Origin of the sequence: Alcaligenes sp. CHO6 (assembly GCF_037120595.1) — a bacterium.
Lineage (GTDB): Bacteria > Pseudomonadota > Gammaproteobacteria > Burkholderiales > Burkholderiaceae_B > Alcaligenes > Alcaligenes ammonioxydans.
Genome location: NZ_JBANCI010000006.1, coordinates 49,065 through 72,883, shown reverse-complemented (window position 1 = coordinate 72,883; position 23,819 = coordinate 49,065). Strand labels below are relative to the sequence as shown.

General features: G+C 57.4%; 24 protein-coding genes. 11 read left to right on the top strand and 13 right to left on the bottom strand.

Annotation, left to right across the window (positions count from 1 at the left end; genetic code table 11):
- Positions 1-23: 23 nt before the first annotated feature.
- The 8 genes from ybgC to V6936_RS16830 all read left to right on the top strand — a co-directional run bounded on the left by ybgC (position 24) and on the right by V6936_RS16830 (position 6,406).
- Positions 24-449 carry a tol-pal system-associated acyl-CoA thioesterase gene (gene ybgC / locus V6936_RS16865; RefSeq protein WP_003805592.1) on the top strand — a complete coding sequence of 142 codons (426 nt, stop codon included), beginning with the start codon at positions 24-26 and terminating at the stop codon, positions 447-449.
- Between the two features lie 2 nt (positions 450-451).
- Positions 452-1,126 carry a protein TolQ gene (gene tolQ / locus V6936_RS16860; protein WP_003805594.1) on the top strand — a complete coding sequence of 225 codons (675 nt, stop codon included), beginning with the start codon at positions 452-454 and terminating at the stop codon, positions 1,124-1,126.
- The gene (tolR, locus tag V6936_RS16855; protein ID WP_003805597.1) at positions 1,126-1,572 is read left to right on the top strand and encodes a protein TolR; all 447 of its coding nucleotides are present in this window, start codon (positions 1,126-1,128) and stop codon (positions 1,570-1,572) included. The genes tolQ and tolR overlap by 1 nt, the downstream gene beginning before the upstream one ends.
- Before the next feature lie 50 nt (positions 1,573-1,622).
- Positions 1,623-2,741 (top strand): cell envelope integrity protein TolA, encoded by a 1,119-nt coding sequence (gene tolA / locus V6936_RS16850; RefSeq protein WP_336580149.1) that lies wholly within the window; start codon positions 1,623-1,625, stop codon positions 2,739-2,741.
- Positions 2,742-2,756: 15 nt separating this feature from the next.
- On the top strand, positions 2,757-4,067 hold the full coding sequence (gene tolB, locus V6936_RS16845) for a Tol-Pal system beta propeller repeat protein TolB (protein ID WP_420839043.1): 1,311 nt from the start codon (positions 2,757-2,759) through the stop codon (positions 4,065-4,067).
- Between the two features lie 34 nt (positions 4,068-4,101).
- On the top strand, positions 4,102-4,605 hold the full coding sequence (gene pal, locus V6936_RS16840) for a peptidoglycan-associated lipoprotein Pal (RefSeq protein ID WP_240209496.1): 504 nt from the start codon (positions 4,102-4,104) through the stop codon (positions 4,603-4,605).
- Positions 4,606-4,820: 215 nt separating this feature from the next.
- The gene (gene ybgF / locus V6936_RS16835; RefSeq protein WP_336580148.1) at positions 4,821-5,510 is read left to right on the top strand and encodes a tol-pal system protein YbgF; all 690 of its coding nucleotides are present in this window, start codon (positions 4,821-4,823) and stop codon (positions 5,508-5,510) included.
- Between the two features lie 89 nt (positions 5,511-5,599).
- The gene (locus V6936_RS16830) at positions 5,600-6,406 is read left to right on the top strand and encodes an alpha/beta fold hydrolase (RefSeq protein ID WP_336580147.1); all 807 of its coding nucleotides are present in this window, start codon (positions 5,600-5,602) and stop codon (positions 6,404-6,406) included.
- 66 nt (positions 6,407-6,472) lie between these two features.
- Here V6936_RS16830 and V6936_RS16825 read toward each other — a convergent pair whose 3' ends face one another.
- On the bottom strand, positions 6,473-6,964 hold the full coding sequence (locus V6936_RS16825) for a copper chaperone PCu(A)C (protein WP_131070842.1): 492 nt from the start codon (positions 6,962-6,964) through the stop codon (positions 6,473-6,475).
- A gap of 145 nt (positions 6,965-7,109) precedes the next feature.
- Here V6936_RS16825 and V6936_RS16820 point away from each other — a divergent pair, with 145 nt between their 5' ends.
- Together V6936_RS16820 and V6936_RS16815 are read left to right on the top strand one after the other, a co-directional pair.
- Positions 7,110-7,547: a PaaI family thioesterase gene (locus V6936_RS16820; protein ID WP_230406195.1), complete on the top strand. Its 438-nt coding sequence runs from the start codon at positions 7,110-7,112 to the stop codon at positions 7,545-7,547.
- Between the two features lie 3 nt (positions 7,548-7,550).
- Entirely contained in the window at positions 7,551-8,957 is a 1,407-nt protein-coding gene (locus tag V6936_RS16815) for an MATE family efflux transporter (RefSeq protein ID WP_219235061.1), read from the top strand.
- 187 nt (positions 8,958-9,144) lie between these two features.
- Here V6936_RS16815 and V6936_RS16810 read toward each other — a convergent pair whose 3' ends face one another.
- The 8 genes from V6936_RS16810 to V6936_RS16775 form a co-directional block, all read right to left on the bottom strand.
- Positions 9,145-10,224, bottom strand: coding sequence for a BMP family ABC transporter substrate-binding protein (locus tag V6936_RS16810; protein ID WP_336580146.1), 1,080 nt, complete (start codon positions 10,222-10,224; stop codon positions 9,145-9,147).
- A 24-nt stretch (positions 10,225-10,248) separates the two neighbouring features.
- Complete coding sequence (locus V6936_RS16805) at positions 10,249-11,166, bottom strand: ABC transporter permease (RefSeq protein ID WP_003802298.1); 918 nt, start codon at positions 11,164-11,166, stop codon at positions 10,249-10,251.
- On the bottom strand, positions 11,166-12,227 hold the full coding sequence (locus V6936_RS16800; protein ID WP_003802300.1) for an ABC transporter permease: 1,062 nt from the start codon (positions 12,225-12,227) through the stop codon (positions 11,166-11,168). The genes V6936_RS16805 and V6936_RS16800 overlap by 1 nt, the downstream gene beginning before the upstream one ends.
- Positions 12,214-13,752: an ABC transporter ATP-binding protein gene (locus tag V6936_RS16795; RefSeq protein ID WP_240209524.1), complete on the bottom strand. Its 1,539-nt coding sequence runs from the start codon at positions 13,750-13,752 to the stop codon at positions 12,214-12,216. The genes V6936_RS16800 and V6936_RS16795 overlap by 14 nt, the downstream gene beginning before the upstream one ends.
- Positions 13,753-13,887: 135 nt before the next feature.
- Positions 13,888-14,079 carry a YqaE/Pmp3 family membrane protein gene (locus V6936_RS16790; RefSeq protein WP_003802304.1) on the bottom strand — a complete coding sequence of 64 codons (192 nt, stop codon included), beginning with the start codon at positions 14,077-14,079 and terminating at the stop codon, positions 13,888-13,890.
- 135 nt (positions 14,080-14,214) lie between these two features.
- Positions 14,215-15,201: a diaminopimelate dehydrogenase gene (locus V6936_RS16785; RefSeq protein ID WP_003802306.1), complete on the bottom strand. Its 987-nt coding sequence runs from the start codon at positions 15,199-15,201 to the stop codon at positions 14,215-14,217.
- Positions 15,202-15,264: 63 nt separating this feature from the next.
- The gene (gene leuE / locus V6936_RS16780; RefSeq protein WP_003802307.1) at positions 15,265-15,900 is read right to left on the bottom strand and encodes a leucine efflux protein LeuE; all 636 of its coding nucleotides are present in this window, start codon (positions 15,898-15,900) and stop codon (positions 15,265-15,267) included.
- A 146-nt stretch (positions 15,901-16,046) separates the two neighbouring features.
- Complete coding sequence (locus tag V6936_RS16775) at positions 16,047-17,570, bottom strand: acetyl-CoA hydrolase/transferase family protein (RefSeq protein ID WP_003802309.1); 1,524 nt, start codon at positions 17,568-17,570, stop codon at positions 16,047-16,049.
- Positions 17,571-17,832: 262 nt separating this feature from the next.
- On the opposite strand from V6936_RS16775, the gene V6936_RS16770 reads away from it, so the two are divergent.
- Positions 17,833-18,738, top strand: a complete 906-nt coding sequence (locus V6936_RS16770) for a LysR substrate-binding domain-containing protein (protein ID WP_059318312.1) — start codon at positions 17,833-17,835, stop codon at positions 18,736-18,738.
- 254 nt (positions 18,739-18,992) lie between these two features.
- On the opposite strand, the gene V6936_RS16765 is transcribed toward V6936_RS16770, so the two are convergent.
- The 4 genes from V6936_RS16765 to V6936_RS16750 form a co-directional block, all read right to left on the bottom strand.
- Positions 18,993-19,229, bottom strand: a complete 237-nt coding sequence (locus V6936_RS16765; RefSeq protein ID WP_059318311.1) for a hypothetical protein — start codon at positions 19,227-19,229, stop codon at positions 18,993-18,995.
- Between the two features lie 554 nt (positions 19,230-19,783).
- Positions 19,784-21,376: an alkyl hydroperoxide reductase subunit F gene (ahpF, locus tag V6936_RS16760; protein WP_003802315.1), complete on the bottom strand. Its 1,593-nt coding sequence runs from the start codon at positions 21,374-21,376 to the stop codon at positions 19,784-19,786.
- A 116-nt stretch (positions 21,377-21,492) separates the two neighbouring features.
- On the bottom strand, positions 21,493-22,056 hold the full coding sequence (gene ahpC / locus V6936_RS16755) for an alkyl hydroperoxide reductase subunit C (RefSeq protein ID WP_003802317.1): 564 nt from the start codon (positions 22,054-22,056) through the stop codon (positions 21,493-21,495).
- Positions 22,057-22,247: 191 nt separating this feature from the next.
- Positions 22,248-23,675, bottom strand: coding sequence for an aminotransferase-like domain-containing protein (locus V6936_RS16750; RefSeq protein ID WP_442892627.1), 1,428 nt, complete (start codon positions 23,673-23,675; stop codon positions 22,248-22,250).
- Positions 23,676-23,819: the final 144 nt, after the last annotated feature.

Genomic DNA, 23,819 nt, shown 5'->3' with positions numbered 1-23,819 from the left:
ACATAAATTCTTTTACGAACGACATGCTTAATGACAAGTGGGACACCCAGGCTCGGCTTGATATTCGCGTATATTACGAGGACACCGATGCCGGCGGGATTGTGTATTACGCCAATTACCTGAAGTTCTTCGAGCGTGCGCGCACGGAGTGGCTCAGAAACCTGGGAGTAAACCAATCGGATGTGGCCGAGCAGAATCAACGCCTGTTCGTAGTCAAGAAGGTTGAAATACAATATCTCAAACCTGCCCGGCTCGATGATTTGATCTCGGTGCGCAGCCGCATTACCCAGCTGGGTTCGGCTACCATCCATTTCGAACAAGGTGCCCTGCGAGGTGGGGAACTGTTATGCCAAAGCACCATCCAAATTGTTTGCGTTGACGCCAACACGCTTCGTCCAAGCAAGCTGGACTCTGATTTACGTACCCTCTTGGAAAAGGTTCAGGACTGACCATGCAAGCTACTAGCGACCTGTCGCTGATTTCGCTACTTCTCGATGCCAGTATTCCCGTTCAGCTTGTCATGCTGATCCTGCTGGGAATTTCGATTCTCTCGTGGGCCTATATTTTCAGCAAAAGGGCTGCACTTAAACGCACGCTGGAACAGACCCGCCGTTTCGAGGACGACTTCTGGGCCGGTGGCGATCTGGCCGTGCTTCAGCAATCCATTTCCTCGCGACGTGCCGAACATGGCGCCCTGGCTCGTATTTTTGAAGCCGGCATGACCGAATTCATCAAGGCGCGTCGCAGCCACAGCTCAGGCCCGGCGCTGCTGGACGGACCACGTCGTGCCATGCGCGCCAGCTACCAGCGCGAAATGGATACGCTGGAGACACACCTTAACTTTCTGGCCTCTGCCGGCTCGGTCAGCCCCTACATTGGCTTGCTGGGCACCGTCTGGGGGATCATGCACGCTTTTATCGGCCTGTCGGGCATGCAGCAGGCCACGCTGGCCTCGGTGGCACCCGGTATTGCCGAAGCGCTGATCGCCACAGCGATTGGCCTGTTTGCTGCCATCCCTGCCGTGGTGGCCTACAACCGCTTTACCAATGAGCTCGATCGTATCTCGATCCGCTTTGACAGCTTTATCGACGAATTCCTGAACATCTTGCAGCGGCAGGTGAACTGATGCCATCGATGCGTGGAAGCACCGGCCGTCATGGCCGGCGCATGAAAAACGAAATCAACGTCGTCCCTTATATCGACGTGATGCTGGTGCTGCTGGTGATCTTCATGGTTACCGCTCCCATGATTACCCCCGGCCTGGTAGAGCTACCCTCGGTTGGCCAAGCCTCCGAAGTGCCTGCCAAACCCGTGGAGATTCAGGTTGATAAGGACGGCAAGCTGGCCATACGCTTGCGCGATGCGGGCTCCGAGTTCATGAACATCGAAAAGTCCACATTGCTCAGTGAAGTGCGCTCGCGCATGCAAGCCGACAGCCCGGTTGTCATTGCCGCCGACGGCAAGGTTCCCTACGAGACCGTCATGGGCTTGATGGATGAACTGCGCTCCAATGGCATCAACCGCCTGGGTCTGATCGTCGATCGCAACAGCGATCCTGACGCTCGCAAATAATCTCTGGCCGGATAGCGTGTTCGCCATCCGGCGCGAAAAACCTGAACTGAATGAAGCACAGAACACGCAATACCCGCAATCAGGCGCTGCGCTCGCCTGAGCAAAAGGAAGATCGGCGCGGCCTGCTCATCGCCCTGGGTCTGCACGGGCTGTTGCTGCTCGCCATTTTTGCCGGCGCCTTTTTTTCTGCGCCCAAAACACCCAATGCGGTCCAGGTCGAATTGTGGATGGACGGTGTTGCGCCTGATGCAGCCGTCAATGCCGACCCGCAAGCTCCTGAGGCCGAAGCCGAGCCGCAGCCCGAACCCGAGCCTGAGCCAGCGCCTGAACCCAAGCCCGAGCCAATACCCGAGCCGCCTCCGGCGCCCAAACTACCTCCCGAGCCTGCCAAGGTCACTCCTCCAGCCGAACCCGAAGTAGATCCTGAGATCGCTTTGGAACAGGCTCGCAAGGAGCGCGAGAAAAAAGAGCGTGAGGAAAAACTGGAGCAGGAGCGACAGGAAAAGCAACGCCAGGAAAAGCTGGCAGCGGAACGTCGTGAGCGCGAGCAGAAGGAAAAGCAGGAGCAGGAACGCAAGGAAAAAGCGGAAGCTGAGGCCAAAGCCAAGGCTGAGGCCGAGCGCAAGGCCAAAGCAGAAGCCGAGACTAAAGCCAAGGCCGAAGCCGAGCGTAAAGCCAAAGCAGAAGCCGAGGCCAAGGCCAAGGCAGACGCTGAAGCCAAAGCCAAAGCCGAGGCTGAACGCAAGGCCCGTGCGCAGGCTGCTGCCAAAGCCAAGGCAGATGCTGAACGCAAGGCCAAGGAAGAAGCCTTCCGTCGCGCCATGCGCGAAGGCGCTCCTGGCCGCCCCGGTGGTACCGCAGACCGCAATCAGGCCGGTGGCGGCGGTGGTGATGGTGGCTACGCTGCCAAGGTGCGCGCCTGCGTGCAGCCCGGCGTGGTCTACAGCACCCCGCCCCGCTCTGAAGTACGCGGCAACCCCGCACTGCTGTATCGCGTGGACCTGAACGCCGATGGCACGCCCAATCGCGTTCAAATCAAACGATCGTCCGGCATCGCGCAGTTCGATGATGCCGTATCCAAGGGTCTTGCCCGTTGCAGCCCTTTCCCCAAACCGCCTAGCGGGCAGTATCCATCGTATATTGATGGCGAATACCGCATGTTCGATTAATCAGGAGATTGCATAATGACCGCCGCTACCCCTGCCCTGGCGACCTTAGGTCGTCATTGGCGCGCCACGGCCACCGGAGCGTTTGCCCTGGCTGCTGGCATGTTCGCCAGCCAACCGGCCCAGGCCCAACTGCGGGTTGATATATCGGGTGTGGGTGCTACCCAGTACCCCATCGCGATCGCCGATTTTGCTGACAACCCTGCCAGCCAATCCGTGGCCGAAGTGATCCGCGCCGACCTGACTCGTTCGGGTCAATTCCAATTGATCAATGCCACCGGTGCTGCCTTGAATGCGGAAAGCACCATTGCTTACGACGAGTGGCGCAATCGTGGTGCCGACTATCTGGCCTATGGCTCGGTCACTCAAGCCGGCGGCCAATATTCCGTCAGCTATCGCCTGGTGGATTCGGTCCGCCAGACCCAGCTCGATGGTGTGGCGTTTGCGGGCAGCGAGAAAGAACTGCGCCGCATTTCCCATCAAATTGCAGACCGGATCTATGAAAAAATTACGGGCGTACGGGGCGTTTTTTCGACCCGCCTCGCCTATGTGTTGCAAACAGGCAACAATTACGAGTTACAAATTGCTGACGCTGACGGCCAAAATCCGCAGGTAATGTTGCGTTCTCGACACTCAATCATCTCTCCCGCCTGGTCTCCAGACGGGAAAAAACTGGCTTATGTGAGCTTCGAAAACGACAAACCTGTTGTATATGTGCAAACCTTGGCCACCGGTCATCGTGAGCCACTGGCTAATTTCAAGGGGAATAACAGTAGCCCTGCCTGGTCGCCAAACGGCAATCAGCTTGCTGTTGTGCTCTCCAGAGACGGTATTTCGCAGATTTACACGATAAATGCAGACGGTTCGGGCCTGCGTCGCGTGATGCGTTCACCTCTGATCGATACTGAACCGAGTTTTATGCCCGATGGCAACTCCCTTGTATTTGTGAGCGATCGTGGTGGCGCTCCGAACATTTACAAAGTGAGTCTGGGTGGTGACGATGCGCAACGCATAACCTTCAACGGGAGTTACAATATTTCACCGGAGGTCTCTGCAGACGGTACTAGGCTTGTATACGTCACACGCAGAAACGGTGCTTTCCGAATTGCCATTCAAGATATGGCATCAGGAGCAGAGCAACTGCTGACGACAGGTCCCGACGATCAGTCTCCGAGTTTCGCCCCTAATGGGATGCAGATCTTATATAGTTCTGTTCAGGGGGGCCGCAGTGTCCTAGCTGTGACATCCGTGGACGGTCGCGTTCGTCAGACCCTCTCGTCTTTGAATGGCAAAGTACGCGAACCCACCTGGGGACCATTTACCAACTGACATCCTGTGTGACTCTTTTTCAAAAGGAATTCAAATGAGCTCGCGCATTCTTAAAAGTCTTTCCCTCGCCGTTATGGCTGCTGCCCTTGCTGCTTGCAGCTCGGTTCCTCTGGATCAATCTGGCTCCGGTTCAACCGGCGGTACTGGATCGGACTCTGCCAGCGCAGGCCAGATCATGGACCCATTCAACCCTCAAAGCCCACTGGCACAACAGCGCTCGGTGTACTTTGATTACGACAGCTACGTCGTTAACGAGCAATACCGTAGCCTGGTGGAAATGCACGCTTCGTACCTGAGCAGCCATCCTCAGCAAACCGTGCGCATCGAAGGTAATACCGACGCGCGTGGCGGTGCCGAGTACAACTTGGCTCTGGGACAGCGTCGTTCCGACGCCGTTGCACGCATGCTGGGTCTGCTGGGCGTGAGCAACAGCCAGATCGAAGCAGTGAGCTTTGGTAAAGAGCGTCCAAAAGCCTTGGGTAACACCGAAGCTGATTACGCTGAAAACCGTCGCGCAGACATCGTTTACCAACGATAATTTCTGCATCGACCAAGTGGTTCCGACGCCGTGGCGGTAGTTAACGCCGCGGCGTTTTTTATCGGCAGCATGCCCGAGCCACTGAAAATTCGTTATGCTGGACACCGGGCTCGCCAGGCCGGCGCAAAGCCCCAGGATGACAGCCCCCACAGTGGGGAGCCCTGCAGGCAGGGAGCCTGCGCACTGCGGATGCACATTTTTTAACGGACTTCACTATGCACGCTTATAAAAAGCCCTTTCGTCTCGCTACCGTCGCTCTGCTGGCGACGGCCGCCCTGTTTGCCAGCCTGCCGGCCAAGGCCTTTGCCGATGACGAGGCCCGACGCGCCATTTTGGAGCTGCGGCAGCAAATTCGTCAGATGAACGAGCAAAACACCCAGGCTCGTCTGCAATTGGCCGATCAAATTGACATGCTGCGCTCCGAGGTAGTGACTCTGCGCGGTCAGGTCGAGAAACTGAGCTGGCAAGCCAGTACCCAGGGCCAGAACACTACTGCCGCTCCGGGCCCCCAAAACCCGCAAGCCGCTGACCCACAAGAACAAGCCGTATTCGATAGCGCCATGGATGCCTACCGGGCAGGTCAATACAAACCTGCCGCGGATGCCTTTGCCAGCTTTCTCGCCGCCTACCCCACCAGCGTTCTGGCAGACGAGGTTCGCTTTTACGAAGGCAGCAGCCTGTACGCCATCAAGAGCTTTAAAACCTCCATCCAGAAGCTGCAGGCTTTTGTGAAGGCTTCGCCCCAAAGCCCCCGCGCTGCCGATGCTCTGATGGTCACGGCCTCCAGTCAGATTGAGCTGAACGACCTGAGCGGCGCCAAGACCACGTTACAGCGCATTGTGAAAGACTATCCACAATCGGAAGCAGCCGAGACGGCCCGCAGCCGCCTGAAGCTGCTGGAATAGTCCTCCCAGCGGGTAAAGCCATACGGACCGGGTTCAGACCCGGTCTGTTTTTTTCAGGCATTAGCCCTGCCTGCTAACGATTGCTTGCCATGACAGACCCTTTTGCCGATTTCTCCACGCTTGAACTGACCGTCCAAGGCTATCGCCACACTTTCGTCGATCAGGGCCAGGGTGCGCCCGTTTTGCTCATTCACGGTTCCCTGTGCGATTGGCGTTACTGGCGCTGGCAGATTCCCGCTTTTGCCGCTCAGCACCGGGTTCTGGCTCCCAGTCTGCGCTCTTATTGGCCGGGTGTGCCCAGCCCCGGCAACTTCAGCACGGCGCGACACGCCCAGGACCTGCAGGCCCTGCTGGATCAGCATATTCCTGATGAGAAAGTGCATATCGTGGGGCACTCACGCGGGGGGCATGTAGCCCTGCTGCTGGCTCAAAGGATGCCCGAGCAAGTGGCCAGCCTGACCTTGGCCGACCCCGGCTTTCCGACTCCTGGTGCGTATTCGTACGCTCCCTTGTTCCAGCAGGTGGCCAAACGCCTGGAACAGGGCGACCGTGATGGCGCCATGGCTCTGTTTGTGGATACGGTTAATGGCTCAGGGACCTGGAAGCAAATGACGCGCTGGTTCCGCGAGATGATTCAGGACAACGCCCACACCATGCTGGATCAGCAGCAAGAGCCCCATCAAGGTCCGGATCTGGAATGGCTCAAGCAGCTGGATGCGCCCCTGAGCTTCATCACGGGCGAAAATAGCCCCACGCGCTACCACCATTGCATGGACATCATTCGTCAGCACCGACGCGAAGACCAGATGCACCGCATCCCGCTGGCCGCACACGGCATGAATCTGGCTAATCCCAAAGCCTTCAACCAAGCGGTGCTGGATGCGCTGCAGGCCTGAAGCCCAATGGAAAACTGGCCGCATGCCGCGACCAGCTCCCGGTTTCCAGCCAAACGTTCAATGCGCTCAATACTCCTGTGTCTTGGCAGGACGCAACTCGCACTCGGCCTGAACCTGAGTATCGTCCGACAAATGCAGACTCAAGATGATGCGCTCGCCCAAGGCCAAATCCTCTTTGGCCTGACCCAGCATCACATGGAAAGCCCCCGGCTTCAGGCTCACTGTGCCGCCCGCCGGGATCTGCACCTCGGAGACATGAGACATGCGCGCCATGCCCTGGTTCTCGCTAGTTTGATGCAGCATCACATGCCCAAAGGACAATGAGCTGGCTCCTGTCACGGCGACGGACTGCTCACCCTTGTTCTCCAACTCCAGATAGGCGGCCGAAGGGGTGGGCTTGGGCAGCAGGCGCACCCAACATTGGCTGGCATGTACCTGAGTGCTTAAAGCGCGTACCGGTTCAGGCTTGCCATGACCGTGCCCGTCGTGCCCTTGCGCCATCACCGTGCCGGTCGATGCCAGCAAACCCAAGGCCAGAACAACAATGCTGCGTTTCATGATGCTCCTCGATTCTTTGTGATTGTTTAGAATTGGTCCTGCTCTATTGGCACAGGTGTCGAACTACCCCCATACGCAGGACGATCTGATACAGTACCAGCCAGTATGCCTTTCTTACAACGGCCCTCTTTTCAGTGACGACGTCATGACCCGCACACATTCTGCACCCGAGCCTAAAATCGATATTGTCCAGTTTCGTGATCTTCTAGAGCGTCTCCATCCTTTTGCCGCCGTTCTGGGAATTGATGTGGTGCATATTGGTCATGACAATGCCTGTTTGCGTTTGCCTGAGCGCAACGCCCACCAACGCATGGGAGGCATGGTGGCAGGCCCCATGCTGATGGGGCTGGCGGACCTGGCTTTGTATGCCGCTGTGGTGGGCGCGACCGGCAATCCAGATGCCGTTACCTCCAGCCTGACCATCAACTTCCTGCGCAAGGCCCCACCGGGCGACATTCTGGCTCATGCCCGAATTCATAAGACAGGCCGCACCTGTGCGGGCGATGTGCTGCTGGAGCCGGCCAACGGTGGCCCGGCAGTAGCCCAAGTGATCAGCACCTGGTCTTTGCCGCGCATCCAATAAACCATGCTTGCACAAACCCACACCCCCGGCCCGAGCCAGCTCTGGCTGGCGGAGTTGCAATCGTCCCTGCGTCTGGGCGGGCCATTGATTCTGACCAATCTGGCTCAGGTCAGTCTGTTGGCCACCAACCTGATCTACATGGGCCGACTGGGCCCCGATGAGCTGGCTGCCGGCTCCTTGTCGGCCAGTCTGTATCAAGCCTTCATGATTTTCAGCATGGGACTGGTATCCGCCGTGGTTCCCATGCTGGCAACCACGCTGGGGCGGCGGCTGCGTGATGTCCGAGAGTCGCAACAGATCATTCGTCACGGCTTTTTGACGGCCCTGCTCATCACCCTGCCCGCCTGGATGGTGCTGTGGAACGCCGAGCACATCCTGGTGATGATGGGCCAGGACCCTGTCGTGGCGGCACGCGCCGTATCCTATATGCACACCTTGCAATGGGCCCTGCTGCCTTATCTGGGATACATCGTGCTGCGCTCTTTTTTGGCGGCCATGGAAAAACCAGGATGGACCCTGGCGGTAGCGATTATCGCGATTGGCATCAATGCCCTGCTGGGCTGGCTGCTGGTATTTGGCAATCTGGGCCTGCCGGCCATGGGGCTGGCCGGGGCCGGACTGGCCACGACCGCATCGAGCATCTTCATGTTCGCGGCATTGAGCTGGATCGTGTTGCGTGACCCGCGCTTTCGACGCTACTACCTATTCAATGAGGCCTGGCAATGGAGCGCGAAACGGCTGTGGAAAATGTGGTCACTGGGCATCCCTATCGCCATTACCTTCACGCTGGAAACCCTGGTCTTTTACGCGGCCGTCATGATGATGGGGGTGCTGGGTCAATCCGATCTGGCCGCCCATGCGATTGCCATGCAGATCTGCTCCGTGTCCTACATGATTCCTTTGGGCTTTAGCCAGGTGGCCACCATACGTGTAGGACTGGCCGCCGGCCGGGTCGACCCCTTGGGCGCCCGTCGTGCTGGCTGGATTTCCTACATCCTGGGGGTGGGTTTTATGGGTCTGGCGGCCTTGGTGTTCTGGTTCGCCCCCCTGACCCTGATTGGCCTGTTCCTGGATCTGGATGTGGCCGAGAACCAGGCTGTTATTCAGCTAGCTATCACTTTTCTGGCACTGGCAGCGCTGTTCCAGATCAGTGATGGAGCCCAAGCCGTTGCGGCGGGGATGCTACGCGGTCTGCATGATACGCGCATACCCATGGTGCTGGCCTTGCTGGGCTATTGGGTTCTGGGTGTTCCTACAGGCTCTTTGCTGGCCTTTCAATTCAATATGGGCGGCGTGGGCATCTGGATCGGACTGGTCACCGGCCTGTCTGTTGTGGCAATACTGATGACACTGCGCTGGATGCGGGCTTCACGACGTCTGGGACGCAAGCGCCCTGCACAATCAGCCTAGCCTTGAGATCGTCACACCCTATCTAGCTCATTGGAAACAAGGCCCATAGCCACGCCACAACCCCAGCATGCCTGGCCACAACGTGAGCAAATGCCGACACGGCCGCCCCTAGCGGTATCCATAAACAAAGCCCCTTGGCGGAAAATCCGCCAAGGGGCTGTCGTGACGTTACAGTCGGCGATGCGAATTACTGCTTGGGCAGTTTGCTGGCCACGCCTTCCACGTAGTAATCCATGCGGTTCAACGCATCGTCATCCAGGAAACCGGATTCCAGACGCACTTTGCCGTCGTTGTCCTTGATAGGAGCAGCAAAAGGCTGCAGCGTGCCTGCCTCGATCTCGGCCTGCTTGGCCAGAACGAACTCTTTCACGTCAGCGGGCACTTCGGGACCAAAGCCTTCCAAAGCGGCCATGCCGGACTTCAGGCCACCCCAGGTGCTGTCATTCTGCCATTTACCATCCAGCACTTCCCTGGCTTTGCGCGTAAAGTAGTCGCCCCAGTGGTGAGTGACCGCAGCCAGTTGGGCTTTAGGACCGAACTTGCTCATATCAGAGTGGTAGGCAATCGCATACTTGCCGGCTTCCTCGGCCGCTTGTACGGTTGCCGTGGAGTCGGTGTGGTGCGTCACCACGTCCGCGCCCTGCCCCAGCAAAGTGACTGCTGCGTCGCGTTCTTTACCTGGGTCGTACCAGCTATTGGCCCATACCACGCGCACCTGTGCTTCCGGATTCACGCTCTTCAAGCCGATGGCGAAAGCATTAATACCCTGCAGCACTTCGGGAATGGGGTGAGCACCCACGTAACCGACCACATTGGATTTGGTCATCTTGCCAGCCAGCACGCCAGCCAGGTAACGGGACTCGTAAAAACGGGCATTGGTGGTTGCCACGTTAGGAGCTGTCTTGTAGCCAGTGGAGTGAACGAATTTCACATCCGGAAACTGCTTGGCCACTTTCTGCGTCTGGTTCATGTAGCCAAACGAGGTTGTGAAGATCAGCTTGTTGCCTTGCTGGGCCAGATCGCGAATCACACGCTCAGCGTCGGCGCCTTCCGGCACGTTTTCCACATACTGAGTGACCACGCGGCCTTTCAGGGCCTCTTCCATTTGGCGACGGCCAATATCCTGCTGCCAGGTCCAACCGGCTTCACCGATAGGGCTGACATATACAAAACCGATTTTCAGGGGTTCTTGATCGTTTGCCTGAGCGGACACAGGCAAGGCGGCCAGGGGGGAAGCGATGGCAGCGGCCAAAAGAGCCTTGCGCATAAAGTTTCCAGTCATGTCAGTCCTCTAGTTGTTGGGATTGAAGTTTTTGCCAAGCGATGCAGGCATATTCAACCTGATCCAGTTAGCGTTTCGAGAAATTAATACCAGCACAATAATCGTGGCCAGATACGGCATCATGGCCAGCAATTGCGAGGCTACCGGAACACCCAGAGCCTGCGCATGATAGGTCAGGATCGTGACCCCACCAAACAAGTAAGCGCCCAGCATCACGCGCCAGGGACGCCAGGTGGCAAACGTGGTCAGCGCCAACGCGATCCAGCCACGCCCAGCGACCATATTCTCGACCCACATGGGTGTATAGACCAGACAGATGAAGGCACCGGCCAGACCGCAGCAGGCACCGCCAAACATCAAGGCGCCCAGACGAATGTAGCGTACGTTGTAGCCCAGCGAGTGCGCCGAGGCGGGCGATTCACCCACCGCACGCAGTACCAGACCGGAACGGGTACGAGTCAGGAACCAGGCCACGGCAATGCACAGCACCCAGGACACATAGACCATGTAATGCTGCTGGAAGAAGGCGGGGCCGATCAGGGGAATATCTTTCAGCACGGGAATGGACAACTTGGTCACAACCAAGGAGTTACCGGTAAAAGGCAGGCCGATATAAGCCGAGGCCCCGACCCCGAACAAGGACAGGGCCAGGCCACACGCGACCTGGTTCGCACCCAGCCACACCGTCAGCCAGGCAAAGGCCGCCGCCATCACCATGCCAACAAGTGCGCCCAGCACAAAGCCCAGAGCAGGGCTGCCGGTTTGCACGGCCACGGCAAAGCCTACAATGGCCGCCATCAGCATCATGCCTTCCGAACCTAGATTAATCACGCCCGATTTTTCATTGATCAGCAAACCCAGGGCTGCCAACAGCAAAGGGGTTCCGGCGTTGATGGTTGCGGCCAGCAAAGGGGCAATCGCGTCCATTACTTTCTCCAGACCAAACGCTTGGTGATGAACACGTCACAAGCCAACAAGGAAAACAAGAGGATGCCCTGAAAAATGCCGGTGATCGCATTGGGCAAGCCCAACCGGCTTTGGGCCAATTCCCCACCGATATACAGCAAGGACATCACAAAGGAAGAGAAGATCAGCCCCAGCGGGTGCAGTCGTCCCACAAAGGCCACGATAATGGCTGCAAAACCATAGCCGGGAGAAATAGAGGGCGTAAGCTGCCCGACCGGGCCCATCACCTCTGCTGCGCCGGCCAGTCCGGCCAGTGCGCCCGAAATGAGCAGAGAGCTCCACAGCGCCTTGCGGGATGAAAAACCGGCATAACGAGCCGCCAGCGGGGCCATGCCCCCCACCCGCAAACGAAAACCAGCCATGCTGCGCGTCAGGAAAAGCCAGGCTGCCACCGAGGCGATCAAGGCCAGAACAATACCGGTATGCAAGCGAGTCGCCGGCAAGACAGCGGGCAAGAGAAACCCGTCAGAAAACAGACTGGACTGCGGAAAACCGAAACCCTCAGGATCGCGCAGGGCACCGTGCACCAGATAGCTGAGCAGGTGCTGAGCCACATAGACCAGCATCAGGGACACCAGAATCTCGTTGGCATTGAAACGGTCTTTCAGAAAGGCCACGATCGCAGCCCAGGCCATGCCGCCCATCATGCCGCAGGCCAGCGCCACGCCAATCAGGAAAAAACCACCGTTGTCGCCATCGTCCACATGCAGTATGAACGCCCCGGCGGCCAAGGCTCCCATCACCAACTGCCCTTCCGCCCCAATATTGAAGATGTTGGCCCGGAAACAAATAGCCAGACCGACCGAGATCAGCAGCAGGGGAATCAGCTTGACGCCCACCTCGGCCCAGCCATTCAGGTCACGCAAGGGTTCCAGAAAAAAGACATTCAAGCCCGCCAGGGGATTTTTACCCAGGGACCAGAACAAGGTTCCGGCGACCACCATGGTCAGCAACACGGCCAGCAAGGGGGAACACCAGGCCATCAAGGTTGAGGGCGTGGCGCGAGTCTCAAGCCTGAACATGCTTGTCCTCCGTCCACAAACCGCTCATCCATTGCCCGATCTGATCAACACTGGCTTGCGCCACGGGAATAGAGGGAGACATACGACCTTTGGAGATAACAATCAGACGATCGGCGATCGCAAACAATTCATCCAGTTCTTCAGAGATCACCAGCAAGGCACAGCCGGCATCGCGCAGGGCCAGCAGTTCAGCATGAATCTGGGCAGCCGCCCCAACGTCCACGCCCCAGGTCGGCTGGGCAATCACCAGAATCCGGGGCTGACGGGTCACTTCACGGCCGATAATGTACTTTTGCAGATTCCCCCCAGACAGACTGTTGGCTGCGGCCTGCTCATTAGAGGTTTTGACTCGGAAGCGCTTGATAATCCCACCCGCCAGACGACGAATGCTGGAAAAGCGCAAAAAACCGCGTTTGACCGTCTCTTGATTCTGATGGGACAGCAGCAGGTTTTGTGCCAGCGACAATTCCGGCACCGCGCCCCGCCCCAGGCGCTCCTCAGGCACAAAGCCCATGCCCTGGTCACGGCGCCAGGCCGCGTCACGCTGGGCAATAGGCTGACCATCCAGCAAGATCATGTCAGCCTGTGCCCGGGTATCCTCACCCGACAAGGCGGCCAGCAACTCTTGCTGTCCATTGCCCGAAATCCCGGCCACACCCAGAATTTCGCCCTGGTGCAGATCAAAGCTGACATCCTGCAACTCGCAGGCAAAGGGGTGCGATTTGCTCAACTGCAAGTGACGGACCTGCAAAAGCGTGCCCCCCTGCCGTGCACGGCGCTCGCCCAAGGACTGGGGTTCGGCGCCAATCATCAGGCGCGACAAACTGGCCGTGGTCTCCTGGCGCGGATCGCAGTAGCCCGTGACCTTGCCCATGCGCATGACCGTACAGGCATTGCACAGCTCACGGATCTCATCGAGCTTATGACTGATATAAACAATGCTGCAACCTTCGGCAGCCAGCTGACGCAACGTGCCAAACAGGCGGCGCACCGCTTGGGGCGTGAGCACCGAGGTGGGCTCATCCAGAATCAGCAGCTTGGGCTTGCCCAGCAAAGCACGCACGATCTCTACCCGCTGACATTCGCCTACCGACAAGGTATGAATGTGACGCTGCGGGTCCAGGTCCAGCCCGTATTGACTGGCGGTCTCGCGGATGCGCCCCGCCAGCTCCTTCATATTGGTGGAAGCGGGCAGACCCAGGGCAATGTTTTCCGTAACGGTCAGGGTGTCAAACAGCGAAAAATGCTGAAACACCATCCCGATACCCAGTTGCCGTGCCGCTGCCGGGCTGCTGATCTGAACCGCTTGGCCGTCCCACAGAATCTCGCCCTGATCGGGCTTGACCACCCCATAAATGATTTTCATCAGGGTGGACTTGCCGGCGCCATTTTCCCCCAACACAGCGTGAATCTGCCCCGGCAGGATAGACAGGGAGACATGGTCATTGGCGACCACGGCCGGGTAGGCCTTGGTGATCTGGCGAAGCTCCAGGCGTGGTACCGCCTGGGGGTCTACGGACACCATTTGCTCACCGGACTCAGGAGAATGGCCCACGGGAGACGAGAGGGTCATGGCTGTATCAGCAAAAAAAGATAAAACGTCTGAGCAAGCACGTCAGGGCCCGCTCAGACGTAGAGAAAGAGAAGAAAAAACCGGGGCTTAACGCTTGCCCAAGGCTTGTTCGATTTTCTTGTCGGTCTTGTATTGGCTAAGTGCATATACCGCCCAAATCGCGGCGGGAATCCATCCAATCAGGGTCAACTGCAAGATCAGGCAAATAATGCCCGCCACAGGCCGGCCAATCGTGAAAAAACCCAACCAGGGCAACAGGAGTGCGATCAGTAAGCGCATGGAAACACCCAACATTAGTAAGAAGTGGGCGCTATTTTACCCTTTATTGGCGCACCGAATCATTCAGGCGGAATCAAACCGGAATCGGGGTCCGGTTCTGCCTGGCAGAACCGGGTTGCGACGATGTCACTGAATTTACAGCAGCTCTTTGCGCAACTGCGCGGGTGACTTGGGCGAGAGCAGCCCAGGCGGCACATCCAGCACAGTCTGAGCACCGATCTGACCATTCTTGTTCATGCGGTAGGCGGCACGAGCGTAGGCCACCAGAACGCTGGACGTGAATTCCGGGTTGCTGCCCAGCTTCAATCCGTATTCCACCACTTGCTGCGAGCCCGCCGCAGACTGACCACTGCGAATGACAAAGCCACCGTGAGGCATGGCGGCATGATCTCGCGCCAGGGTCTGGGCGTCGATGAAATTCACTTCGGTGTCATAGTCAGCGAAATAGTCGGGCATGGTCACAATGGCTTCTCGCACAGCATCGGCATCCGCACCCTGCTCCAGCACGACAAAACACTGGCGCTTGTGCTTTTCACGGGTGCTCAGCTCCGGCTGTTCGCCATTACGCACGCGCTGGACCGCTGCTTCGACGGGCAAGGTATATTGCACGCCCCCGGCGACCCCGGCCACCCGACGGATGGCATCCGAGTGTCCCTGGCTCAGACCCTTGCCCCAGAAGGTGTAGGTCTGCCCCACTGGAAGCACACATTCCCCATACAGGCGGTTCAGGGAAAACAGGCCGGGGTCCCAACCCACGGCAATCAAGGCCGTCGTGCCAGCGCCTTGCGCTGCTGCATCCACCGCCGCGTAATACTCAGGAACACGGGCATGGGTATCAAAGCTGTCCACCGTCGTGAACCAGCGCGCCAGAGCCGGGCCTTGCTCGGGCAGATCATTTTTAGAGCCACCACAGAGAATCAGCACGTCAATATCATTACGGTAGTGCTCAATCTGGTCCAGGGCGCGTACGGGCACACCGGCACTTTGCAGTTGCAGGGAAGCGGGATCGCGACGGGTAAAAACGCCGACCAGCTCCATGTCCGGGTTTTGTGCCAGGGACAGCTCTACGCCTCGCCCCAAATTGCCGTAACCTGCAATACCGACACGGATTTTGCTACTCATGGTGTTTTCCTTAAATCTGATAAATAAGTGCTGTCAGAACGGCTGCGCTCTGAGACGGCCGGTTCAGTCGCCGATCATGCGGGCGGCAAAGCCCATGAACAGCAGCCCCACCGAGCCATTGCCCATGCGGGACAAACGCTGATGACGTCGAAACATTCCTGCCAGGCGGTCACCGCCAAAAATCAGCAAAGACAAATAGCAAATGCTGATGATCTCCACCACCAGGCCCAGCACCATAAAGGCCAAGCCCGTGTGACCTTTGGAGGGGTCCACAAACTGCACAAAAAAGGACAGGAAAAACAGGATGGCCTTGGGGTTTAACAAGCTCAGCAGCAAGGCTTTGCGGAAACGGGTTTCGTGACGCAGGCGCGTGTCCACGGACTGCACTGGCCCCCCTTGCCGAAAGGCCGACTGCAAGAGCCGCAAACCCAGATACAGCAAATAAGCGGCACCGAGCCACCGTATGCCCGTATACAACATCGGCAGTGTCTTGAGCAGCGAGGCAGCGCCCAAGGCGGTCAGCGTCATTAAAATACCATCGCCCACCACCACGCCCAAGGCCGCTTTATAGCCTTCGCGCACACCGTGACCGGCGCCACTGGCCAACACGTACAAAGAATTGGGGCCAGGCAAAAGCACGATGACCACCGTGCCCACAACAAACGCCCAGAAATTGACTACACCGATTTGCTCAAGCACGCCAGCCTCGCTAAACGCAGCACAATCTGCAATTTTAGCGCTAAAAAAATGCCCCTGGCACGGGTGGAATGCCAGGGGCGATCAGGTCAGCTTGTAAGGTCTGCGTCGCCGGACTGACTCGGCCACGCATTACCCGACCTGATGGACTACACGGCAAGGAGCTCCTGCGTGTGGAACTGCTCCTGTTTCATGGTGCCCTCTTGCTGAAAACGAACATGCCAGGACAACGCTTCTTCCAGGATATGGGGCGTATGGCCGCCACGCTGACTGGCGCGTTCAAGATAATCCAGCAAAGCAGGACGATAGTCTGGGTGAGCACATTTTTCGATGATGACGCGGGCCCGCTCCCGAGGCGCCAAACCGCGCAAATCCGCCAGGCCCCATTCAGACACCAGTACCGCCACGTCATGCTCGCAGTGGTCTACATGCGAGACCATGGGCACGACACTGGAGATGGCGCCGTCTTTGGCCACGGACTTGCTGACAAAAATGGACAAATGCGCATTACGGGCAAAGTCACCGGAGCCGCCAATGCCATTCATCATGTGCGTGCCGCAAACGTGGGTGGAGTTCACATTGCCGTAGATATCAAACTCCAGGGCCGTGTTGATCGCGATAATACCCAGGCGGCGAACCAGCTCTGGGTGATTGCTGATTTCCTGTGGACGCAAGACCAGCTTGTCGCGATAGTTTTCCAATCCCTCCAGAAACTGGGCCATCTTGGGAGCCGACAAGGTCAAGGAAGAGGCAGAGGCAAAGCTCAACTGGCCCGAATCCAGCATGGCAATTGCGCTGTCTTGCAGCACCTCCGAGTACATCTGCATGTCCGTGAAAGGCGAATCCAGCAAACCATAGGTCACGGCGTTGGCAATCGTCCCGATACCGACCTGCAAAGGCAGCAGGGAATGACTCATACGACCCGCATCGACCTCTGCTTTCAGAAATTCGATAATGTGACCGGCGATGGCCTGGGTTTCCTGGTCAGGGGGCAGCACGCTGGAGGGACTGTCCAAAGCGTCGGTCACTACGATACCCACAATACGGGCAGGATCAACCTCAATCGCGGTGGTGCCAATACGTTGGTCCACATCGGTCAACTCAATAGGCTGACGATGGGGGCGGGCCTGGGGTACATAAATATCGTGCAGACCTTCCATTTCCACCGGCATGCTCAGGTTCAGCTCGACAATGATCTGACTGGCCTGCTGGGCGAAACTGGCCGAGTTGCCAACCGAAGTGGTGGGCACAATCGCGCCAGTCTCGGTAATGGCAACGGCCTCAATCACCGCGATATCAATCGCAGGCAGATTGCCCGAACGCATGTGCTCGACGGTCAAGGACAAGTGCTGATCCGTAAACAGGACCTTGCCTTCATTGATGTGACGGCGCAACACTGAATCTACTTGAAACGGCGAACGACGGGCGAGCACACCTGCTTGCGCCATCAAACCATCGCTATCATTCCCCAGCGAGGCGCCGGTTACCACATTCAGTTTTAATGGCTCGGTGCGGGCGCGCTCGGCCAAAGCTCGAGGCATGACCTTACAGTCCCCGGCACGGGTAAAGCCGCTCATCCCGACATTCATCCCGTCCTTGAAGAAGGCGACGGCCTCCTGAGCGGTCATGACTTTGCCTTCCAACCCGGGGAAACGAATGCGATCCTTGAACATCGTGTGCTCCTGTCTCTGTGTCATTGATCTACCTGCTGTTGCTTTCGGAAGGGGCCGGGGCCGAAAGCGCCAGGCGAGATCTTCACGCAACAGAACGACATCACGCTTTAAAAGTGGTGGCGGTAAGAGCCGCAAATAAAAAGCCGAAATCGCCCTGACAACAGGCGTTTATGTTTTTTGAACAAAGCCAGCATAGCATCGCCATAATGAATAAAATAACTGCACAAAAGTCGTAAAATTCATAGAAAAAAGGACATTGAACATGGACATCCGGTCCTTAAGATACTTCATTGAAACCGTTAAACATCAAAGCTTTACACAGGCAGCGCAGAGCCTGAACGTGACGCAGTCAACCATCAGCAAGATGGTGAGACAACTGGAAGATGAGCTGGGGGAACCCTTGTTGATCCGCGATCACCGGCACCTGCAGCTGACCGATTGCGGCAAAGTGGTGCTGGAGCGCGGGCAGGAGGTATTGCAGAGCATGCAGGGACTGCTGCGAGAGGTGCACGAAGTGCAGGCTTTGCAGCGTGGCCGTCTGGTTCTGGGCATTCCGCCCATGATTAATGTGCTGTTTACAGAAGTGCTCAAGACGTTCAAGAATCGGCATCCACGCATCGAGCTTATTTTGCACGAAGAGACCGGCATGGGAATTGAGCGCATGGTTGCCGCGGGCACGGTCGAAATGGGGTTGAGCATTTTGCCCCTGGGACCCGAGTTAAATGTGTCGGCCACACCGGTGGCCAAGCATGCGGTCTGGGCGATTGGCCATAAAGACACGCTGCCCGCTGGACAAAAAACCATCAAATTGCGGGAGCTGGAAAAGCATCCTTTGATTTTTCTGGGCGAAGACTACGCCCTGACCCGCATGCTGCGGCGCGCCTTTGCCCACGCGGGCTTGCAAATCAATATCGCTGCGCAGAGCAATCAATGGGATTGGGTCGCGTCCATGGCGCAAGCGGGCATGGGAGTGGCCTTGTTACCCCAGCCATTCCTGTCCCGGCTGGAACCGGGCGATTGGCTTGCCAAAGAGGTGGTGGAGCCTGGACTGAACTGGGAAGTGGCTCTGCTCTGGAATGGGCGCTATCTGTCGCAGGCGGCCAGGGCTTGGCTGCAAGTTTGCAGCGATGTGCTGGGTGGAAACTGGCCGGAGCTGGAGGGTGATTAATCATTAGAAAGGGGGATCGCCCCCCTCCTCGATTGCCGAGACAGCGCTTTACCTGTCTGCTCGTCATCGACGGTGTACCCGGGTCGCAACACAAACGACGTTGAGCGTGAATGCTCCGCTCCGTACCAGACAGCCAGTCTCAGCAAGCCATGGGGCGGAGCTGGCGCTTACGCAGGGTTTGGAAAGACTCATGCCCTTAGCAGACCGGGTAAGCGCAGCCTTGCGCAGACGCTTACCGTCAGTGTCAATCGACTCTATTCCACATAGTGCTCAATGGGTGAATGATCATCCAGTCTCAACACCCGACCATCTATCAATAAGGACGGCAGCCGGGTGACACCAGCAGCAAGTGCATCCGCAACACATTCCTTCTGCTCCGAGAGATTGAACGCCTGATAGTGATGGGCAGGCGTGGAAAAGATCTGGCTCAGCAACGTATTAATATCCAAGCAAATATTACAGCCATCATGAAAGAGTGTGACCTTGATCATTGAACGTCCTTTATGTGTAAGAGTCTCGATGCATGGGAAAACTCGCCGTCGTACCGGCCTGACCCGCTAAGCCTTAAGCCGGAACACCACGTCCCAGGGATCAGGGCTCAGGCCCACTCCCCGAGTCAAGGCCTCAGAAGGGAACCAAGCAAACCTCGATTATGTCCTGTGACAGAAAAGCATCATAGCAAAAATAAACCAATGGCAAGCTGCCCGTTCGTCCCAAATCGCTATCCGAGACTCCACATCATTCGGGCCGACCCGTGCTCCCGCAGCAAACCATCTGACGAGCGTTCCCACACACGTCCCTGGGCTTGCATGCTGAGAAACCTTACCGCCTCACACAGGGCCAGCCTGGACTTTCAGGCAGGCTTTGCAAGAGGGGCACAATCGCCTCTCCTTCGACCCGCTTTGCACATGTCCACGCCAATACAAGCCATAGCGATGCAAAGCGCCTACCCAAGAGCAGGCGTTGCCAAAAGAACTGCATAAAAAAAGGGCCGCCCCAAACAGGGCGACCCTCTTGCACCAGCCAGTCCAATAATCAGAAAGACTTAAGCCGTTGCGTTTTCTACCACTGGCGCTTCAAGCTCGGCCGAACTGCGGATCAGGTAATCAAAAGCGCTCAAAGCCGCTTTGGCACCCTCACCGGCAGCAATCACGATCTGTTTGTACGGCACTGTTGTCACGTCCCCGGCGGCAAACACGCCCGCCAATGACGTGGCACCGCGTACATCGACCTCGATCTCGCCGTGGCGCGACAAGGCCACATCGCTACCTTTGAGCCATTCCGTGTTGGGCACCAGGCCAATCTGAACAAACACGCCATCCAGCTTCAGGCTCTTGGCTTGCTGAGTCGCACGATCCAGGTAGTTCAAACCGACCACCTTGGTGCCATCACCCAGCACTTCCGTAGTCTGAGCCTGCATGATGATGGTTACGTTAGGCAGGCTGCGCAACTTGTTCTGCAAGACCTGGTCAGCGCGCAAGGCATCGCCAAACTCGATCAGGGTGACATGCTTGACCAGACCGGCCAGGTCAATCGCAGCTTCAACGCCGGAATTACCGCCGCCCACCACTGCCACATCCTTGCCCTTGAACAAAGGACCATCACAGTGCGGGCAGTACGCCACGCCACGGTTACGGTAATCCTGTTCACCAGGCACGTTCAGTTCACGCCAGCGCGCACCTGTCGCCAAAATGACAGACTTGGCCTTGAGTTGAGCGCCGCCATCGACATCCACCACAATCTGCTTGCCTTCACGACGAATGCCCTGGGCACGGTGCAGATTCATGATGTCCACGTCGTACGTTTTAACGTGTTGCTCCAGCGCGGTCGCAAATGCAGGGCCATTGGTTTCGACAACCGAGATGTAGTTCTCGATCGACATGGTATCGAGCACCTGACCGCCAAAACGCTCGGCCAGCACACCCGTGCGGATTCCCTTGCGAGCGGCATACACGGCAGCGGCTGCACCGGCGGGTCCACCACCCACAATCAGCACATCAAATTCGTCCTTGGCATTCAAGGCTTCGGCACGAGCCGAGTTATCACCCGTATCCAGCTTGGCCAGCAATTCCTCGGCACTGGCACGACCCTGGTGGAACATTTCACCATTCAGGAACACGGCCGGAACCGACATGATGTTGCGCTGTTGGACTTCGTCCTGGAACAGGGCGCCATCAATTGCCACGTGCTTGATACGTGGGTTGATCACGGACATGGCGTTCAGAGCCTGAACCACGTCAGGACAGTTCTGGCACGACAGCGAGAAATAGGTTTCAAACACAAAGTCGCCGGGCAGATTACGGATCTGCTCAATCACAGCGGCATCCAGTTTGATCTCGTGACCACCGACTTGCAGCAGGGCCAGGATCAAAGAGGTAAATTCGTGTCCCATCGGAATACCCGCAAAGCTCACGCTAATATCGGTACCGGGACGGTTGATCTGGAAGGAAGGCTTGCGCTCTTGCGCATCCGCATCTTCACGATAGCTGGTCTTGTCGGACAGACCATCAATTTCTTGCAACAGTTCGCGCAGCTCGACGGACTTGGCGCCAGTATCCAGCGACGCAACGATCTCGATCGGTTGCGTGATCTTCTCGAGGTATGCCTTCAATTGAGTTTTGATGTTTGCATCTAACATGTGATACGCCCTTTATCCTGTACTGAACGAAACAACATAGGGTGCCTGAACCGGTCAGGCACCGGGGTGGCGGCGCAGCGCGCCGACCACCACTCAAGACTCGTGTTTAAACGGTCTTAGATCTTGCCAACCAGGTCCAGGGAAGGAGTCAGCGTCTTGGCGCCTTCTTCCCACTTGGCTGGGCAAACTTCACCGGGGTGAGCGGCGATGTACTGAGCAGCTTTCACTTTGCGCAGCAGCTCGGAAGCCACACGGCCGATACCGTTGTCGTGGATTTCCAGAACCTTGATTTCGCCTTCTGGGTTCACCACGAACGTGCCACGCAGAGCAATACCTTCTTCCTCAATCAGCACGCCAAAGTTGCGCGACAGTTGATGAGTGGGGTCACCAATCATGGGGTAGTTCACTTTGCCGATGGCTTCGGAGGTGTCGTGCCATGCTTTGTGAGCAAAGTGGGTGTCGGTGGACACGGAGTAGACCTCTACGCCCATTTTTTGGAATTCGGCGTAATGATCGGCCAGATCTTCCAGTTCGGTTGGGCAAACAAAGGTAAAGTCGGCTGGGTAGAAAACAAAAACAGCCCACTTACCGGCAACGGTTTCGTTGCTGACTTCGATAAATTTGCCGTTGTGAAAAGCGGTTGCTTTAAAAGGTTTGATGACGGTGTTGATCAAAGACATATTTGCTCCGGTGAGTGATTAATCATTGACAGTAAAGCCATTATAGGAAGCCCCTGTCGATTAGTAAAATTGATTAATGCAATAACGCTCATTGCTATTAGCTATCGCACGTCGCATAAAAATTTCTTTCTATGCAGCGCACAGACTTATGCTAACAGAGACAGATGACAGTGCAACTATCAGCACTCAAGCTATAAGGCTTCTGCGTTCGGCACGCTCGTCGCGATCCGCCTTGCCGTGGCCAAACAACTGGCAAAATCGCTCCAAAAAGGGGCATCGTCGCCCAAGGAGACGTTGATGCGCATATAAGTAGATGGTTGCTGCTGCGGAGAAAACAAGGCCCCGGGAACGAGCAAGTGACCGGGGCGCCCCAACGCGCGCACCAGGCTTTCCGTATCCACCCCTGTATTCACCCAGACAAACATGCCCGCCTGCGCGGGAGCATCCGGTGTCAGGCCCAACTGAGCCAATTGTTCAAGCGTGCGCTGCCGGTCAGCGTCGGCATAACGACGCAGCCGGTCCAGATGTTTACGATAGGGCCCGTCTACCAACACCCGGTGGATCACGCGCTCACTCAATTCGGGCGAGGTCAGACCCGCCAGCATCTTCAGATTCACCAGCGACCGCAGCAACTCGGGGGCGGCCGCCATATAGGCCACCCGCAACCCTGCGGCCATGACCTTGGAATACCCTCCTACCAAGGTGACCCGCTTGAGCTGATCGAGCTGAGCCAGACGGCACGCGGGGTGGGCGTGCAACTCGCTATAGGTATCGTCCTCAATGATGTGAAAATCCCAGGTCTGGGCCAAGGTCAAAATACCGTGCGCAACCGCCGGGCTCAGGCTAAAGCCGGTAGGGTTGTGCACGACGGTATTCAAAATAACCAGCCGGGGGCGATGGTCGCGCGCCAATTGTTCCAGTACAGCCAGATCAGGGCCGTCCGCCCGGCGCGGCACACTGAGCACACGCACATCCACGACTGCCAGACGGGCAAAGAGCAAATACCAGGCAGGGTCCTCGACCACCACGGCATCACCAGGTCGCAGCCAATGACGCAATAGCAGGTCCAATGCCTGCGTCACACCACTGCACAATAAAAGCTGCGTGTCGGGATCTGCCGGTATGCCACTGTCTTCGAGCTGCCCCGCGATATGCTGCCGCAAGGGCCGGTAGCCGTGAGAATGGCCATACCCCAGCAAACTGGAACCCGCACTGCGACTGACTTGCCGCAAGGCAGCCAGGATCATGTCGTTATCGAGCCACTGGCGCGGAATGCCCGCGTTGTCGCTATTGCCCATAAAGCTGTTGAGCATCCAGTTGACATCGATTTTGCACGGCTCTTTTTTCTGTACCTGCAAGGACTCCGAGCGCAAGCGCCGTGGACTGCGCACCCGTACAAAAAAGCCAGAACCGGGCCGCGACTCCACCAAACCCAAGGCCATCAACTTCTCGTAGGCCGCCACCACGGTGTGAGGACTGACCCCGGTGGACTGCGCCAGTCGGCGCACCGAGGGTAGACGGCTACCGCCCCGATATCGCAAATGCAAGGCCTGCTGCACCCACGCAACCAATTGATCGCTGAGCGTGACATCCGAACCGCGTACGGGCTCCCAATCCATCCATTCCATCGTGCCGACCTTTCGAAAGAGTGCTGACTGTAACGCCTGCCTGAGCAGTACAGTCTAGTTACCGATCGCCAAACTGTACCGCCACTGTATTGGCTATTTATTTTAAGCTCAATGTTGTGATAAACCTATTTCCTG